Raw genomic sequence first — 14,421 nt, 5'->3', positions numbered from 1 at the left:
TCTGACTTTCGTCAGACCCTTTTTTTAACGCCCCTTTCGAACGTTATTCGTCTTCCAGATACGTATATCCGTACAGACCCGCTTCAAACTCTTCCAGGAACTGCTGCTGCAGCGCATCGTCCAGCCCGGTGTTTTTCACCTGGTCGCGGAACTGCGTGAGCAGGGTTTTCGGATCCAGCTGAACGTATTCCAGCATGTCCGCCACGGTATCCCCTTCGTCAGACAGCTCAACTTCCACGCTGCCGTCAGGGAAGACAAACACGTCAACCGCCTCGGTATCGCCGAACAGGTTGTGCATGTTGCCGAGGATCTCCTGATACGCGCCGACCATAAAGAAGCCCAGCATTGGCGGGTTCTCCGGGTCGTATTCCGGCATTGGCATCGTCGTGGCGATACCGTCGCCGTCCACGTAGTGGTCGATAGCGCCGTCAGAGTCGCAGGTGATGTCCAGCAGCACCGCGCGACGTTCCGGGGCGTGATTCAATCCTTCCAGCGGCAGAACCGGGAACAGCTGATCGATACCCCAGGCATCCGGCATCGACTGGAACAGCGAGAAGTTGACGTAAATCTTATCCGCCATACGCTCCTGCAGCTCGTCGATTATCGGACGGTGGGCGCGGTTGCTCGGGTCGAGCTGCTTCTGCACTTCATGGCACATATTCAGATAGAGCTGCTCTGCCCACGCGCGCTCCTGCAGGCTGAAGGTGCCTGAAGAGTAGCCGACGTGAATGTCGTGCAGATCCATCTGGCTGTCGTGAAGCCATTCGCGCAGGGAACGACGCGTGCCGGGCTCGTGCATCTCCTGCCAGGTTTCCCACATGCTTTGCAGGGAACGCGGGGCATCGTCTGCCGGCGGCGTCGCTTCGGTGGTTTCGCTGCGCTCAACGCCGATAATGTTAGAGACCAGCACCGTATGGTGCGCGGTCACCGCGCGACCGGATTCGGTAATCACCGTCGGGTGCGGCAGGCCGTTCTCTTCACAGGCGTCGCCGATCGCCCAGATGATGTTGTTCGCGTATTCGTTCAGGCCGTAGTTCACGGAACAATCAGATTGTGAGCGGGTCCCTTCATAGTCCACGCCCAGGCCGCCGCCCACGTCGAAGCACTGAATATTCACGCCAAGCTTGTGCAGCTCAACGTAGAAACGCGCCGATTCACGCACGCCGGTGGCGATATCACGAATGTTGGCCATCTGCGAGCCGAGGTGGAAGTGCAGCAGCTGAATGCTGTCCAGACGCCCGCGCTCGCGCAAAATTTCCACCAGTTGCAGCACCTGGTTGGCCGCCAGGCCGAACTTGGATTTTTCACCGCCGGAGGACTGCCATTTTCCGGAACCCTGCGACGCCAGACGCGCACGCACGCCAAGGCGCGGCACCACGTTCAGACGCTCGGCCTCTTCCAGCACGATGGCGATTTCAGTCATCTTCTCAATAACCAGATAGACCTTGTGGCCCATCTTCTCGCCTATCAGCGCCAGACGAATGTATTCACGGTCCTTATAGCCGTTACAGACGATCACTGAACGGGTCATCCCCGCATGCGCCAGCACGGCCATCAGTTCGGCTTTGGAACCCGCCTCCAGCCCCAGCGGCTCGCCGGAGTGGATCAGCGATTCAATCACGCGGCGGTGCTGGTTTACCTTGATCGGGTAAACCAGGAAGTAGTCGCCTTTATAGCCGTAGGATTCACGCGCGCGTTTGAACGCGGCGTTAATCGAACGCAGACGATGTTGCAGGATCTGCGGGAAGCAGAACAGTGCAGGCAAACGCTGGCCCTGAGCCTCACGGGCTTTCACCAGTTTGGCGAGATCCACGCGCGCTTCAGGGACGTCCGGATCCGGGCAGACGCTGATGTGGCCCAGTTCGTTGACGTCGTAGTAGTTATTGCCCCACCAGGCAATATTGTAAGTGCGCAGCATCTTGCTGGCTTCCTCGGAGCTCATCGCAACCTCCTGCATAGAACGTAGTACACCCTGTTCGCCCGCTGACGAAGGCGAAAAAGAAGACATGTCGTCAGACATAGCGAACCTCAACTCTTTGTATTAAGTGTAAAACAGTTGACTACTATCGCAGCGTTATACGGCGATAACAACCCATAAACGGCTCCGTTTCCCAGCAGAGTATGCTGAAATCCAGACCGTGCGACCGGTTTCTTATTCATATCATTGTAAAACACGTATCCGAACTCTGTATGACAAGGTTCGGCGAAACCACGAGAAAACTCTTGTATTAACAAGAGCGCCCTTGTTCAGTTTTCACAAAGCGTGACCGGCCCTGGAATCCTGAGAAGCGCCGAGATGGGTATAACATCGGCAGGTTTGCAGACTAGAAATGCGGGTTGCGGGAATCAAATGCGCGCCAGAACGGCTGCGCTGAATTAGCGGAAAACGATGGTTCATTATCTCGTATCACCTCCACGGCCGCCTCTGCTGAAACGGACCCCAAGCCAAAGCTAAAAGTTCACTGCTTTACCCGGCTGGAAGTGGCGACACGATGAGTTCATCGAGCGCTTATTTTATATGAGCCGCGCGCCGCGTTTTATACCGAGAAGGGGGCTAAAAAGCAAAACAAAAATGCGCGTGTTGCCAGCACCGTCAGGAATTTTTGCCAGCAGCAATTTCAACTGAGTGAGAGATGAGTCAAAAAAAACTGGAAATCGGGTGAAGAAGTGACCTAAAATAGCCATCCAGATGTTAATCCATCTATACTGATTAACACTCATACTGCCAGTGTCAAAAACCTGCAGGCCTTGGTAGAATTATCTCCTTTGGCTATTCCACACAGCAGCTTGAGCTAACCAAATTCCTCTTAGGTGAAATAAAACATGGCAAAACACCTGTTTACGTCCGAGTCCGTATCAGAAGGACATCCTGATAAAATTGCTGACCAAATCTCCGATGCGGTGCTGGATGCGATCCTCGCGCAGGATCCAAAAGCACGCGTCGCGTGTGAAACCTATGTCAAAACCGGCATGGTTCTGGTTGGCGGTGAGATCACCACCAGCGCATGGGTTGATATCGAAGAGATCACCCGTAACACGGTGCGTGAGATCGGTTATGTGCATTCTGATATGGGCTTTGATGCCAACTCCTGCGCGGTACTGAGCGCAATTGGCAAACAGTCTCCAGACATCAACCAGGGCGTTGACCGTGCCGATCCGCTGGAACAGGGCGCGGGCGACCAGGGCCTGATGTTCGGCTATGCAACCAACGAAACCGACGTGCTGATGCCAGCGCCGGTCACCTACGCACACCGTCTGGTGCAGCGTCAGGCTGAAGTGCGTAAAAACGGCACCCTGCCGTGGCTGCGCCCGGATGCGAAGAGCCAGGTCACCTTCCAGTACGACGACGGTAAAATCGTCGGTATTGACGCGGTGGTTCTGTCTACCCAGCATGCCGAAGATATCGATCAGAAATCCCTGCAGGAAGCAGTGATGGAAGAGATCATCAAGCCGGTTCTGCCAACCGAATGGCTGAGCAGCGCCACCAAATTCTTTATCAACCCAACCGGACGCTTTGTTATCGGCGGCCCAATGGGTGACTGCGGCCTGACCGGTCGTAAAATCATCGTTGATACCTACGGCGGCATGGCGCGTCACGGTGGCGGCGCATTCTCCGGTAAAGATCCATCAAAAGTGGACCGTTCTGCAGCGTACGCGGCACGTTATGTGGCGAAAAACATCGTTGCTGCCGGCCTGGCTGACCGCTGTGAGATTCAGGTTTCCTACGCCATCGGCGTGGCTGAACCCACCTCCATCATGGTGGAAACCTTTGGTACCGAGAAAGTGCCTTCAGAACAGCTGACCCTGCTGGTGCGCGAGTTCTTCGACCTGCGCCCATACGGCCTGATTCAGATGCTGGATCTGCTGCACCCAATCTACAAAGAAACCGCTGCATACGGTCACTTTGGTCGTGAACATTTCCCATGGGAAAAAACCGACAAAGCCGCCCTGCTGCGTGAAGCTGCCGGTCTGAAGTAATCGACTGTCATCGCTTTTAAAAGGCCAGCCTTCGGGCTGGCCTTTTGCATTTGTGCGATCATCCTTGCCCGGCGGCGCTTCGCTTGCACGGGCCTACGGGTTTTGGGCATTTGTAGGCCGGGTAAGGCGCAGCCGCCACCCGGCTGAAAGGTGTACTCTTTGGAACCGATTACACCGCACCGGCACCCCTCCGCTTTCAGAATATTCTCTTTGCATGATCGCCATTCTTCTGCTGTTACATTCCCTTTCAGTTAAGTCTGAAATATCTCCTTTCGCGATGCGCCTCACTTCATTTACCTCTATATTTTCAAAGCTTTAATTTTATTTACGGTTGCACGCGAGTGTAACCGATTACACCTATGTGATTAATCTCACATATTTTTACGGGTCGCTCACCTACCCTTACCATCAATAAAACTGATAACCCAACTGGAGGGCATAATGCCTGACAATAAAAAACAGGGGCGTACGTCCAACAAGGCGATGACATTCTTCGTCTGTTTCCTCGCCGCCCTGGCAGGATTACTTTTTGGCCTGGATATCGGCGTGATTGCCGGTGCATTACCTTTCATCACTGACGAGTTCCAGATTAGCGCTCACACTCAGGAGTGGGTGGTGAGCTCCATGATGTTCGGTGCGGCCGTTGGGGCCGTCGGCAGCGGCTGGCTCTCCTTCAAGCTCGGACGTAAAAAGAGCCTGATGATCGGCGCGATCCTGTTCGTTGCCGGCTCCCTCTTCTCTGCCGCAGCGCCTAACGTTGAGGTCCTGCTGGTTTCCCGCGTGCTGCTCGGTCTGGCCGTGGGCGTGGCGTCCTATACCGCCCCGCTCTACCTGTCTGAAATCGCGCCGGAGAAAATCCGCGGCAGTATGATTTCGATGTACCAGCTGATGATCACCATCGGTATTCTCGGTGCATACCTTTCCGATACCGCGTTTAGCTACAGCGGCGCATGGCGCTGGATGCTCGGCGTGATCATCATCCCTGCAGTTCTGCTGCTGATTGGCGTCTTCTTCCTGCCGGACAGCCCTCGCTGGTTTGCTGCAAAACGTCGCTTCCACGATGCCGAACGCGTGCTGATGCGCCTGCGTGATACCAGCGCAGAGGCGAAAAACGAGCTGGAAGAGATCCGCGAAAGCCTGAAGGTCAAACAGTCCGGCTGGGCGCTGTTTAAAGAGAACAGCAACTTCCGCCGGGCGGTGTTCCTCGGCGTGCTGCTCCAGGTGATGCAGCAGTTCACCGGGATGAACGTCATCATGTACTACGCGCCCAAAATCTTTGAGCTGGCGGGTTATACCAACACCACCGAGCAGATGTGGGGGACCGTCATCGTGGGTCTGACCAACGTGCTGGCGACCTTTATCGCCATCGGTCTGGTGGACCGCTGGGGACGTAAGCCAACCCTGACGCTGGGCTTCCTGGTGATGGCGGCCGGTATGGGCGTCCTCGGTACCATGATGCATCTGGGCATTCACTCCCCAACCGCCCAGTACTTTGCGGTAGGCATGCTGCTGATGTTTATCGTCGGGTTTGCGATGAGCGCCGGGCCGCTGATCTGGGTGCTGTGCTCTGAGATCCAGCCGCTGAAGGGGCGTGATTTTGGTATCACCTGCTCTACCGCAACCAACTGGATTGCCAACATGATCGTCGGCGCAACGTTCCTGACCATGCTCAACACTCTGGGTAATGCCAATACCTTCTGGGTCTACGCCGGTCTGAACATCTTCTTTATTGTGCTGACTATCTGGCTGGTTCCGGAAACCAAACACGTTTCGCTGGAACATATTGAACGTAACCTGATGAAAGGTCGCCCGCTGCGCGAAATCGGCGCTCACGACTGATCCTCTTGCGGGAGGCGCCTCTTGCGCCTCCCCGCTTCCCGCTTTATGCTCTGCCCCTATGAAAGCTCCCCGTCTCCCCATCGCCATTCAGCAAGCCGTTATGCGCAGCCTGCGGGAAAAACTCGCCCAGGCGAACCTGAAGCTTGGTCGCAATTACCCTGAACCCAAACTCGTCTACCAGCAGCGTGGCACCTCGGCCGGTACCGCCTGGCTGGAATCCTATGAGATCCGCCTGAACCCGGTTCTGATGATGGAAAACCAGCAGGCGTTTATTGATGAGGTGGTGCCGCACGAGCTGGCGCACCTGCTGGTGTGGAAACACTTCGGACGCGTCGCCCCCCACGGCAAGGAGTGGAAGTGGATGATGGAAGCGGTGCTCGGCGTTCCGGCGCGCAGAACCCATCAGTTCGAGCTGGAATCGGTGCGCCGCAATACCTTCCCCTACCGCTGTCAGTGCCAGCAGCACCAGCTTACCGTCCGCCGCCATAATCGCGTGGTGCGCGGCGAGGCAACCTACCGCTGCGTGAAATGCGGCGAGCCGCTGGTGGCGGAATAATTATCTGAACGTTCAGGAACTTTCCTGATCTGACTGATTGCATACAGGAACAACATTCGTTACGTTGCGGGCTCGTTTTGACACGGAGTGTAAGATGTCCCGTAATTTTTCTCTCGCGGTCGCCTTTCTGACGACGGCGCTCTCAGGCCACGCCCTGGCCGACGGTATCAACAGTTTCTCTCAGGCCAAAGCGGCCGGTGTAAAGGTCAACGCTGACGTACCGGGTGATTTCTACTGCGGCTGTAAAATTAACTGGCAGGGTAAAAAAGGGGTCGTAGACCTTGAGTCCTGCGGCTACAAGGTGCGTAAAAACGAAAACCGCGCCAGCCGTATTGAATGGGAACATGTCGTTCCGGCATGGCAGTTTGGCCACCAGCGCCAGTGCTGGCAGGATGGTGGACGTAAAAACTGCGCCAAAGATCCGGTTTACCGCCAGATGGAAAGCGACATGCATAACCTGCAGCCCGCGGTGGGCGAAGTGAACGGCGATCGCGGCAACTTCATGTACAGCCAGTGGAACGGTGGCGAAGGTCAGTACGGCCAGTGCGGTATGAAGATTGATTTTAAAGAGAAAGTCGCCGAGCCCCCTGCCCGCGCGCGCGGCAGCATTGCCCGCACCTATTTCTATATGCGTGACCGTTACGATCTCAACCTCTCCCGCCAGCAGACCCAGTTGTTCAACGCCTGGGACAAGCAGTACCCGGTGACGGAGTGGGAATGCCAGCGCGACGAGCGTATCGCCAGAGTCCAGGGGAATCACAACCCTTACGTCCAGCGGGCTTGCCAGGCGCAAAAGAGCTAACCTACACTACGGCAATTCGCTTATATCGCATGACACATGGAATTTCTGACTATGCGCATTCCCCGCATTTACCATCCTGAACTGATTACCGCAGGCCGTGAAATCGCCCTGTCTGATGACGCCGCCAACCACGTTGGCCGCGTGCTGCGCATGGGCGCCGGCCAGGCAATACAATTGTTCGACGGCTCTAACCAGGTTTTCGACGCGGAAATCACGCGGGCGGATAAAAAAAGCGTACACGTGAACGTCCTGCGCGGTGAAGTGGATGACCGGGAATCACCGCTGCATATCCATCTGGGCCAGGTGATGTCGCGCGGCGAGAAAATGGAGTTTACGATTCAGAAATCCATTGAACTGGGTGTAAGCCTCATTACGCCACTTTTTTCTGAGCGCTGTGGCGTTAAACTGGATGCGGAACGTCTGAACAAAAAGATCCAGCAGTGGCAGAAAATTGCCATCGCGGCTTGCGAACAGAGTGGCCGCAACCGTATTCCGGAGATCCGCCCGGCGATGGATCTGGAGGAGTGGTGTGCAGAAGAGGACAGTGGGCTGAAGCTCAATCTTCATCCGCGCGCCAGCGCCAGCATCAATACGCTGCCGCTGCCCGTTGAGCGCGTTCGCCTGCTGATTGGCCCTGAAGGCGGCCTGTCGGCGGACGAAATTGCGATGACGGCACGTTACCAGTTTACTGATATTCTGTTGGGACCTCGCGTTCTGCGCACTGAGACAACGGCACTCACGGCCATTACCGCGCTACAGGTACGGTTTGGCGATCTGGGTTGACGCATTATTGGAGAGAAAGATGATCAAGCTCGGCATCGTGATGGACCCCATCGCAAACATCAACATCAAGAAAGATTCCAGCTTCGCCATGCTGCTGGAAGCGCAGCGTCGCGGCTATGAACTCCACTATATGGAGATGAACGATCTTTACCTGATCAACGGTGAAGCCCGCGCGCGCACCCGCATCGTTAACGTTGAGCAGAACTACGACAAATGGTATGAATTTGGCACAGAGCAGGACATTGCCCTGGCCGATCTCAACGTCATTCTGATGCGTAAAGATCCGCCGTTCGACACCGAGTACATCTACTGCACCTATATTCTCGAACGTGCCGAAGAGAAGGGAACGCTGATCGTCAACAAGCCGCAGAGCCTGCGCGACTGTAACGAGAAGCTCTACACCGCCTGGTTCTCTGACCTGACGCCGGAAACGCTGGTGACCCGCAGCAAGGCGCAGTTGAAGGCATTCTGGCAGAAGCACGGCGACATCATCATGAAGCCGCTGGACGGGATGGGCGGCGCGTCGATTTTCCGCGTGAAAGAAGGCGACCCGAACATTGGCGTGATTGCCGAAACCCTGACCGAACTGGGCACCCGTTACTGCATGGCACAGAACTATATTCCGGCAATCAAGGACGGCGACAAACGCGTGCTGGTGGTGGATGGCGAACCGGTCCCTTACTGCCTGGCGCGTATCCCGCAGGGTGGCGAAACCCGTGGTAACCTGGCGGCCGGTGGCCGGGGTGAACCGCGTCCGTTGACCGAAAGCGACTGGGAAATTGCCCGCCGCGTCGGCCCAACGCTGAAAGCCAAAGGCCTGATCTTCGTCGGACTGGATATCATCGGCGATCGTCTGACCGAAGTGAACGTCACCAGCCCGACCTGCATTCGTGAAATTGAAGCGGAATTCCCGGTCTCGATCACCGGAATGCTGATGGACGCCATCGAAAAACGCCTGCAGAAATAACCCACCAATGAGTGACAGCGCCCGGGTTTCTCCGCATACTGGTCGCTGTCGCTTTTTAAACCAGGAAACAGTACCTCTGACAATGAATTTACAGCATCACTTTCTTATTGCCATGCCTGCTCTCCAGGACCCGATTTTTCGCCGCGCCGTGGTTTATATTTGTGAATACAATGAAGACGGCGCGATGGGTATTATCATTAATAAACCGCTGGAAAATCTTCAGGTTGAAGGGATTCTGGACAAGCTGAAAATCCCGGCTGAAGCCCGACTGCCGGAGATCCGGCTTGATAAGCCCGTGATGCTGGGTGGACCTCTTGCAGAAGATCGCGGCTTTATCCTGCATACGCCGCCGGTGTTCTCTTCCAGTATTCGAATTTCGGATAACACCGTCATCACCACCTCACGTGACGTGCTCGAAACGCTGGGCACCGCAGAGCAGCCTTCTGAAGTGCTGGTGGCGCTGGGCTATTCGTCGTGGGAGAAAGGCCAGCTTGAGCAGGAGATCCTCGATAACGCCTGGCTCACCGCCCCTGCGGACATGAATATCCTGTTTAAAACGCCGATTGCCGATCGCTGGCGCGACGCGGCGAAGTTGATTGGCATTGATATCCTGACCATGCCTGGCGTAGCGGGGCACGCCTGATGAGCGGAACGCTTCTGGCCTTCGATTTTGGCACCAAAAGCATCGGCGTCGCCGTGGGGCAGCGCATCACCGGTACCGCGCGTCCGCTTACCGCCCTGAAGGCCAACGACGGTACGCCGGACTGGAACCTCATTGAGCGTCTGCTCAAAGAGTGGCAGCCGGATGACGTGATTGTCGGATTACCGCTCAACATGGACGGTACCGAACAGCCGCTGACTGCCCGGGCGCGTAAGTTCGCCAATAAAATCCATGGTCGCTTTGGTGTCTCCGTGAAGCTGCACGACGAGCGTCTCAGCACCGTCGAAGCGCGTGCGGGTCTGTTTGAGCACGGTGGCTTCCGGGCGCTCAATAAAGGCAGCGTGGACTCCGCTTCTGCCGTCATCATCCTCGAAAGCTATTTCGAGCAGGGCTTTTAAGCACAGGGGCCTACAGCCGCCCCTGCGCCCGTCTCTCCGCCAGGCTTTGGTCAAAATTCTGCATGCCTGCCTGCTGTCCGGTTTGAATAATGCCGGGCAGCTGCCACGTTTTTCCTTCTCGTATCAGATTTGCCGCCGCCGCGGTATTCACCAGCAGCTCATACAGCGCGACGCGCCCGTCCTGTAAGTCAGGAACCAGCTTCTGCGCCAGCACCGCCCGCAGGCTGCCGGCCAGCTGGTTACGCACCGGATCTTTCTCCTGCGCCGGGAACGTATCGACCAGCCGCTCAATCGCCTGCGATGCCCCGCGCGTGTGCAGCGTCGCCAGCACCAGGTGCCCGGTCTCCGCTGCCGTTAGCGCCAGGCGGATCGTTTCGCTGTCGCGCAGCTCTCCCAGCAAAATCACGTCCGGATCCTGGCGTAAGGCACTGCGCAGCGCATCGGCAAATGACGGGCTGTGCTGGCCGATCTCCCGCTGCTGGATCAGGCAACGCTCGCTCTGATAGATAAACTCCACCGGATCTTCGAGCGTGAGAATATGGCCGTCAGTATGGTGGTTGAGAAAATCGACCATCGCCGCCAGCGTCGTGGATTTGCCGCTGCCGGTCGCCCCCGTCACCAGAATCAACCCGGACGCATTGGTTAACAGTTCCGGGATTGCCCTCGGCGCGCCCAGCGAAGCGAGCTGCGGACAGGTACGCGGCAACAGCCGCAGCGTCACAGAGACTCCGCGCATCTGCTTAAAGGCACTGCCGCGCAGGCGCTGGCCTCCCGCCACCGTAGCGGCAAAATCCACCTGCCCGCTGGCCCACCATATCCCCTGCTGCTCATCGTTGAGCCACGCTTTTAACAACGCCCCGAGGTCCGGAGAAGGAAACGGTGCCGGTTCAAGGCGGCCCGTTCTGCGCCAGCGAGGTGGCGAATCACTGCACAGGTGTAGATCGGAGACGTTATGCTTTACACTAAGGGCCACAATTTCTTCCACATCCATAGACTACTCCTCGGAAAATGAACGACATTGCGCATAACCTGGCACAGGTCCGGGACAAAATCTCAGCCGCCGCAACGCGTTGCGGCCGGGCTTCAGAAGAAATTACGCTGCTTGCAGTCAGCAAAACCAAGCCTGCGAGCGCCATCGCAGAAGCCATTGACGCAGGCCAGCGGGCGTTTGGTGAAAACTACGTCCAGGAAGGCGTGGATAAAATTCGCTACTTCCAGGAACAGGGGAAGACGGATCTGCAGTGGCACTTTATCGGCCCACTGCAGTCGAACAAAAGCCGTCTGGTGGCGGAGCACTTCGACTGGTGCCATACCGTTGACCGTCTGCGCATTGCGACACGCCTGAACGACCAGCGTCCGGCAGAGATGCCAGCGCTTAACGTGCTGATTCAAATCAACATCAGCGATGAAAACAGCAAGTCCGGTATTGCGCTGAGCGAGCTGGATGCGCTGGCAGCCGAGGTGGCCGAACTGCCGCGCTTAAGCCTGCGTGGTTTGATGGCAATCCCGGCGCCTGAGTCAAGTTATGAAAGGCAGTTTGCCGTGGCACAGCAAATGGCTGTAGCATTTGAGGCGCTTAAAGCGCGCTATAACACGGTAGACACGCTTTCTCTGGGCATGTCGGATGATATGGAAGCCGCCATTGCGGCAGGCAGCACGATGGTGCGCATCGGCACGGCAATTTTCGGTGCGCGCGACTACTCAAAATAATAAGGAAACCTGAGGAACGCCATGAAGACGTTGACTTTCCTGCTCTCAACGGTCATTGAGCTGTATACGATGGCGCTTTTGCTGCGCGTCTGGATGCAGTGGGCCCGCTGTGATTTTTACAATCCGTTCTCGCAGTTTGTCGTGAAAATCACGCAGCCTGTTGTCGGACCGCTGCGCCGTATTATCCCGGCCATGGGGCCCATCGACAGTTCGTCTCTGCTGGTGGCGTTTATTCTGAGCGTTATCAAAGCGATTGTGCTGTTTATGGTCTTCACCTTCCAGCCGATCATCTGGATTGTCGCCGTCCTGATTTTGATCAAAACCATCGGTCTGCTGATCTTCTGGGTGCTGCTGGTCATGGCGATCATGAGCTGGGTGAGCCAGGGCCGTAGCCCGGTGGAGTACGCCTTGATTCAGCTGACCGAGCCGCTGCTGCGCCCGATCCGTAACCTGCTTCCGTCTATGGGCGGCATCGATTTTTCGCCGATGATCCTGGTTCTGCTGCTCTATGTGATCAACATGGGGGTCGCTGAACTGCTGCAGTCCACGGGCGATATGCTGCTGCCGGGGCTGTGGATGGCGCTATGAGTGCCGTAAGCACCTGCGCTGACGGGCTGGTTTTACGGCTGTATATTCAGCCGAAAGCCAGCCGTGACGGTATTGTTGGACTGCATGGCGACGAGTTAAAAGTCGCCATCACTGCCCCGCCCGTTGACGGCCAGGCGAACGCGCATCTGACCAAATATCTGGCAAAACAGTTTCGCGTCGCCAAAAGCCAGGTCATCATTGAAAAAGGCGAACTGGGGCGACATAAACAAGTAAAAATCCTTAATCCGCAATCTATCCCGACGGAAGTCGCGGCTCTGACAGAACAGGACTAAACCATGCAGAAAGTTGTTCTCGCGACCGGCAACGCCGGTAAAGTGCGCGAGCTGGCCTCGCTATTAAATGATTTTGGTCTGGACGTGGTCGCCCAGACCGATCTTGGCGTGGATTCCGCCGAAGAGACGGGGCTGACGTTTATCGAAAACGCGATCCTCAAAGCACGCCATGCCGCGCAGATTACGGGCCTGCCCGCGATTGCCGACGACTCCGGCCTGGCCGTAGACGCCCTCGGCGGCGCGCCGGGGATCTACTCTGCCCGCTATTCCGGCGTTGACGCTACCGACCAGCAGAATCTGGAAAAGCTGCTTGTCGCCCTGAAAGACGTCCCGGACGAACAGCGCACCGCGCAGTTCCACTGCGTGCTGGTCTATCTGCGTCACGCGGAAGACCCTACGCCGATCGTCTGCCACGGCAGCTGGCCGGGCGTGATTACCCGTGAAGCGGCTGGCAACGGCGGCTTTGGTTACGACCCGATTTTCTTTGTCCCTTCCGAGGGCAAAACCGCTGCGGAACTGACCCGCGAAGAAAAAAGCGCGATATCCCACCGCGGACGCGCGCTGAAACTGTTACTGGAAGCACTGCGTAATGGCTAATTTGCCACCTCTGAGTCTTTATATTCACATCCCGTGGTGCGTGCAAAAATGCCCGTACTGTGATTTCAACTCGCACGCGCTGAAGGGCGAAGTGCCGCACGATGACTACGTTGCGCATCTGCTGGCCGACCTGGATGCCGATGTACCTTACGCACAGGGACGCGAAGTTAAGACCATTTTCATTGGTGGCGGTACGCCGAGCCTGCTGTCAGGCCCGGCGATGCAAACGCTGCTGGACGGCGTGCGTGCGCGCCTGAACCTGGCAGCGGATGCTGAAATTACGATGGAAGCCAACCCCGGCACCGTTGAAGCCGACCGTTTTGTCGACTATCAGCGCGCGGGCGTGAACCGCATCTCCATCGGCGTGCAGAGCTTTAGCGAGCCGAAGCTGAAGCGCCTGGGGCGTATTCACGGCCCGGAAGAGGCGAAGCGCGCGGCAAACCTGGCGACCGGTCTTAATCTTCGCAGCTTTAATCTCGATCTGATGCACGGCCTGCCGGATCAGTCGCTGGACGAGGCGCTGGACGATTTGCGCCAGGCCATTGCGCTGAATCCCCCTCATCTGTCGTGGTACCAGCTCACCATCGAGCCCAACACCCTGTTTGGCTCGCGTCCGCCGGTGCTGCCGGATGACGACGCGCTGTGGGATATCTTCGAGCAGGGTCACCAGCTGTTAACCGCTGCGGGCTATCAGCAGTACGAAACGTCGGCATATGCAAAGCCGGGCTATCAGTGTCAGCACAACCTGAACTACTGGCGCTTTGGCGACTATCTGGGCATCGGCTGCGGCGCGCACGGCAAGGTGACCTTCCCGGACGGGCGTATTCTGCGTACTGCCAAAACCCGCCACCCGCGCGGGTATATGGAAGGCCGCTACCTGGAGCGTCAGCACGACGTCGAGGCGGCGGATAAGCCGTTTGAGTTCTTTATGAACCGCTTCCGTCTGCTGGAAGCCGCGCCGCGCGCTGAGTTTGCGCTGTACACCGGGCTGCCGGAGTCGGTGATTCGCCCGCAGATCGACGAAGCGCTGGCGCAGGGGTATCTCACGGAATGTGAGGAATACTGGCAGATCACCGAGCACGGCAAACTGTTCCTCAATTCCCTTCTCGAGCTGTTCCTCGCCGAAGAAGCTGAAGGCTGATTCAGGATTTTGGATCCCGTTCTGCCGGCTGAGGGAAAGGCTGGCAGAGTGTAGAGATGATCGACCTGAAGAAACAGTCGATCACCATGGGTAAAGGATGTTAAAAAG

Annotated in this window: 18 protein-coding genes; 13 read left to right on the top strand and 5 right to left on the bottom strand. The window is 57.0% G+C overall.

Annotation, left to right across the window (positions count from 1 at the left end; genetic code table 11):
• Nucleotides 1-43: 43 nt before the first annotated feature.
• The 4 genes from speA to ACVCAM_RS15755 form a co-directional block, all read right to left on the bottom strand.
• The gene (gene speA / locus ACVCAM_RS15770; protein WP_008499744.1) at nucleotides 44-2,020 is read right to left on the bottom strand and encodes a biosynthetic arginine decarboxylase; all 1,977 of its coding nucleotides are present in this window, start codon (nucleotides 2,018-2,020) and stop codon (nucleotides 44-46) included.
• A gap of 8 nt (nucleotides 2,021-2,028) precedes the next feature.
• On the bottom strand, nucleotides 2,029-2,160 hold the full coding sequence (gene yqgB / locus ACVCAM_RS15765; protein ID WP_127312443.1) for an acid stress response protein YqgB: 132 nt from the start codon (nucleotides 2,158-2,160) through the stop codon (nucleotides 2,029-2,031).
• Between the two features lie 94 nt (nucleotides 2,161-2,254).
• Nucleotides 2,255-2,398, bottom strand: coding sequence for a hypothetical protein (locus ACVCAM_RS15760; protein WP_418250466.1), 144 nt, complete (start codon nucleotides 2,396-2,398; stop codon nucleotides 2,255-2,257).
• Nucleotides 2,399-2,514: 116 nt separating this feature from the next.
• Nucleotides 2,515-2,685, bottom strand: a complete 171-nt coding sequence (locus ACVCAM_RS15755; protein WP_045335271.1) for a hypothetical protein — start codon at nucleotides 2,683-2,685, stop codon at nucleotides 2,515-2,517.
• A gap of 138 nt (nucleotides 2,686-2,823) precedes the next feature.
• Here ACVCAM_RS15755 and metK point away from each other — a divergent pair, with 138 nt between their 5' ends.
• The 8 genes from metK (at nucleotide 2,824) to ruvX (ending at nucleotide 9,984) form a co-directional block, all read left to right on the top strand.
• Nucleotides 2,824-3,978 (top strand): methionine adenosyltransferase, encoded by a 1,155-nt coding sequence (gene metK, locus ACVCAM_RS15750; RefSeq protein WP_008499745.1) that lies wholly within the window; start codon nucleotides 2,824-2,826, stop codon nucleotides 3,976-3,978.
• A 441-nt stretch (nucleotides 3,979-4,419) separates the two neighbouring features.
• Nucleotides 4,420-5,817 carry a galactose/proton symporter gene (gene galP / locus ACVCAM_RS15745; protein ID WP_055322221.1) on the top strand — a complete coding sequence of 466 codons (1,398 nt, stop codon included), beginning with the start codon at nucleotides 4,420-4,422 and terminating at the stop codon, nucleotides 5,815-5,817.
• 58 nt (nucleotides 5,818-5,875) lie between these two features.
• Complete coding sequence (locus tag ACVCAM_RS15740) at nucleotides 5,876-6,373, top strand: SprT family zinc-dependent metalloprotease (RefSeq protein ID WP_021242073.1); 498 nt, start codon at nucleotides 5,876-5,878, stop codon at nucleotides 6,371-6,373.
• Between the two features lie 94 nt (nucleotides 6,374-6,467).
• Nucleotides 6,468-7,175: a deoxyribonuclease I gene (endA, locus tag ACVCAM_RS15735; protein WP_021242074.1), complete on the top strand. Its 708-nt coding sequence runs from the start codon at nucleotides 6,468-6,470 to the stop codon at nucleotides 7,173-7,175.
• 51 nt (nucleotides 7,176-7,226) lie between these two features.
• Entirely contained in the window at nucleotides 7,227-7,958 is a 732-nt protein-coding gene (gene rsmE, locus ACVCAM_RS15730) for a 16S rRNA (uracil(1498)-N(3))-methyltransferase (protein ID WP_021242075.1), read from the top strand.
• Between the two features lie 19 nt (nucleotides 7,959-7,977).
• Nucleotides 7,978-8,925 carry a glutathione synthase gene (gene gshB / locus ACVCAM_RS15725; RefSeq protein WP_008499751.1) on the top strand — a complete coding sequence of 316 codons (948 nt, stop codon included), beginning with the start codon at nucleotides 7,978-7,980 and terminating at the stop codon, nucleotides 8,923-8,925.
• 82 nt (nucleotides 8,926-9,007) lie between these two features.
• A complete protein-coding gene (locus tag ACVCAM_RS15720; RefSeq protein ID WP_008499752.1) occupies nucleotides 9,008-9,568 on the top strand; it encodes a YqgE/AlgH family protein in 561 nt (186 codons plus the stop codon).
• The gene (gene ruvX / locus ACVCAM_RS15715; RefSeq protein WP_021242076.1) at nucleotides 9,568-9,984 is read left to right on the top strand and encodes a Holliday junction resolvase RuvX; all 417 of its coding nucleotides are present in this window, start codon (nucleotides 9,568-9,570) and stop codon (nucleotides 9,982-9,984) included. Before ACVCAM_RS15720 ends, ruvX begins: the two co-directional genes overlap by 1 nt.
• Before the next feature lie 10 nt (nucleotides 9,985-9,994).
• On the opposite strand, the gene ACVCAM_RS15710 is transcribed toward ruvX, so the two are convergent.
• Nucleotides 9,995-10,975, bottom strand: coding sequence for a type IV pilus twitching motility protein PilT (locus ACVCAM_RS15710; protein ID WP_025912467.1), 981 nt, complete (start codon nucleotides 10,973-10,975; stop codon nucleotides 9,995-9,997).
• 17 nt (nucleotides 10,976-10,992) lie between these two features.
• Here ACVCAM_RS15710 and ACVCAM_RS15705 point away from each other — a divergent pair, with 17 nt between their 5' ends.
• The 5 genes from ACVCAM_RS15705 to hemW are packed head-to-tail and all read left to right on the top strand — an operon-like array spanning nucleotide 10,993 to nucleotide 14,313.
• A complete protein-coding gene (locus tag ACVCAM_RS15705; protein ID WP_008499756.1) occupies nucleotides 10,993-11,694 on the top strand; it encodes a YggS family pyridoxal phosphate-dependent enzyme in 702 nt (233 codons plus the stop codon).
• A 21-nt stretch (nucleotides 11,695-11,715) separates the two neighbouring features.
• On the top strand, nucleotides 11,716-12,282 hold the full coding sequence (locus tag ACVCAM_RS15700) for a YggT family protein (protein WP_008499757.1): 567 nt from the start codon (nucleotides 11,716-11,718) through the stop codon (nucleotides 12,280-12,282).
• On the top strand, nucleotides 12,279-12,575 hold the full coding sequence (gene yggU, locus ACVCAM_RS15695; protein WP_008499758.1) for a DUF167 family protein YggU: 297 nt from the start codon (nucleotides 12,279-12,281) through the stop codon (nucleotides 12,573-12,575). The genes ACVCAM_RS15700 and yggU overlap by 4 nt, the downstream gene beginning before the upstream one ends.
• Nucleotides 12,576-12,578: 3 nt before the next feature.
• Nucleotides 12,579-13,172 carry an XTP/dITP diphosphatase gene (locus ACVCAM_RS15690; RefSeq protein WP_025912468.1) on the top strand — a complete coding sequence of 198 codons (594 nt, stop codon included), beginning with the start codon at nucleotides 12,579-12,581 and terminating at the stop codon, nucleotides 13,170-13,172.
• Nucleotides 13,165-14,313, top strand: a complete 1,149-nt coding sequence (hemW, locus tag ACVCAM_RS15685; protein WP_039024092.1) for a radical SAM family heme chaperone HemW — start codon at nucleotides 13,165-13,167, stop codon at nucleotides 14,311-14,313. Before ACVCAM_RS15690 ends, hemW begins: the two co-directional genes overlap by 8 nt.
• The last annotated feature ends 108 nt before the right edge of the window (nucleotides 14,314-14,421 follow it).

It is taken from the genome of Enterobacter sp. CFEC122 (genome assembly GCF_052983755.1).
This window is presented reverse-complemented; position numbering and strand designations above follow the sequence as displayed.

Coding starts and splice junctions, on each gene's coding strand:
- speA (WP_008499744.1), bottom strand. CDS start 2,020: ATGTCTGACGACATGTCTTCTTTTTCGCCTTCGTCAGCGGGCGAACAG.
- yqgB (WP_127312443.1), bottom strand. CDS start 2,160: ATGAATAAGAAACCGGTCGCACGGTCTGGATTTCAGCATACTCTGCTG.
- ACVCAM_RS15760 (WP_418250466.1), bottom strand. CDS start 2,398: ATGAACCATCGTTTTCCGCTAATTCAGCGCAGCCGTTCTGGCGCGCAT.
- ACVCAM_RS15755 (WP_045335271.1), bottom strand. CDS start 2,685: ATGGCTATTTTAGGTCACTTCTTCACCCGATTTCCAGTTTTTTTTGAC.
- metK (WP_008499745.1), top strand. CDS start 2,824: ATGGCAAAACACCTGTTTACGTCCGAGTCCGTATCAGAAGGACATCCT.
- galP (WP_055322221.1), top strand. CDS start 4,420: ATGCCTGACAATAAAAAACAGGGGCGTACGTCCAACAAGGCGATGACA.
- ACVCAM_RS15740 (WP_021242073.1), top strand. CDS start 5,876: ATGAAAGCTCCCCGTCTCCCCATCGCCATTCAGCAAGCCGTTATGCGC.
- endA (WP_021242074.1), top strand. CDS start 6,468: ATGTCCCGTAATTTTTCTCTCGCGGTCGCCTTTCTGACGACGGCGCTC.
- rsmE (WP_021242075.1), top strand. CDS start 7,227: ATGCGCATTCCCCGCATTTACCATCCTGAACTGATTACCGCAGGCCGT.
- gshB (WP_008499751.1), top strand. CDS start 7,978: ATGATCAAGCTCGGCATCGTGATGGACCCCATCGCAAACATCAACATC.
- ACVCAM_RS15720 (WP_008499752.1), top strand. CDS start 9,008: ATGAATTTACAGCATCACTTTCTTATTGCCATGCCTGCTCTCCAGGAC.
- ruvX (WP_021242076.1), top strand. CDS start 9,568: ATGAGCGGAACGCTTCTGGCCTTCGATTTTGGCACCAAAAGCATCGGC.
- ACVCAM_RS15710 (WP_025912467.1), bottom strand. CDS start 10,975: ATGGATGTGGAAGAAATTGTGGCCCTTAGTGTAAAGCATAACGTCTCC.
- ACVCAM_RS15705 (WP_008499756.1), top strand. CDS start 10,993: ATGAACGACATTGCGCATAACCTGGCACAGGTCCGGGACAAAATCTCA.
- ACVCAM_RS15700 (WP_008499757.1), top strand. CDS start 11,716: ATGAAGACGTTGACTTTCCTGCTCTCAACGGTCATTGAGCTGTATACG.
- yggU (WP_008499758.1), top strand. CDS start 12,279: ATGAGTGCCGTAAGCACCTGCGCTGACGGGCTGGTTTTACGGCTGTAT.
- ACVCAM_RS15690 (WP_025912468.1), top strand. CDS start 12,579: ATGCAGAAAGTTGTTCTCGCGACCGGCAACGCCGGTAAAGTGCGCGAG.
- hemW (WP_039024092.1), top strand. CDS start 13,165: ATGGCTAATTTGCCACCTCTGAGTCTTTATATTCACATCCCGTGGTGC.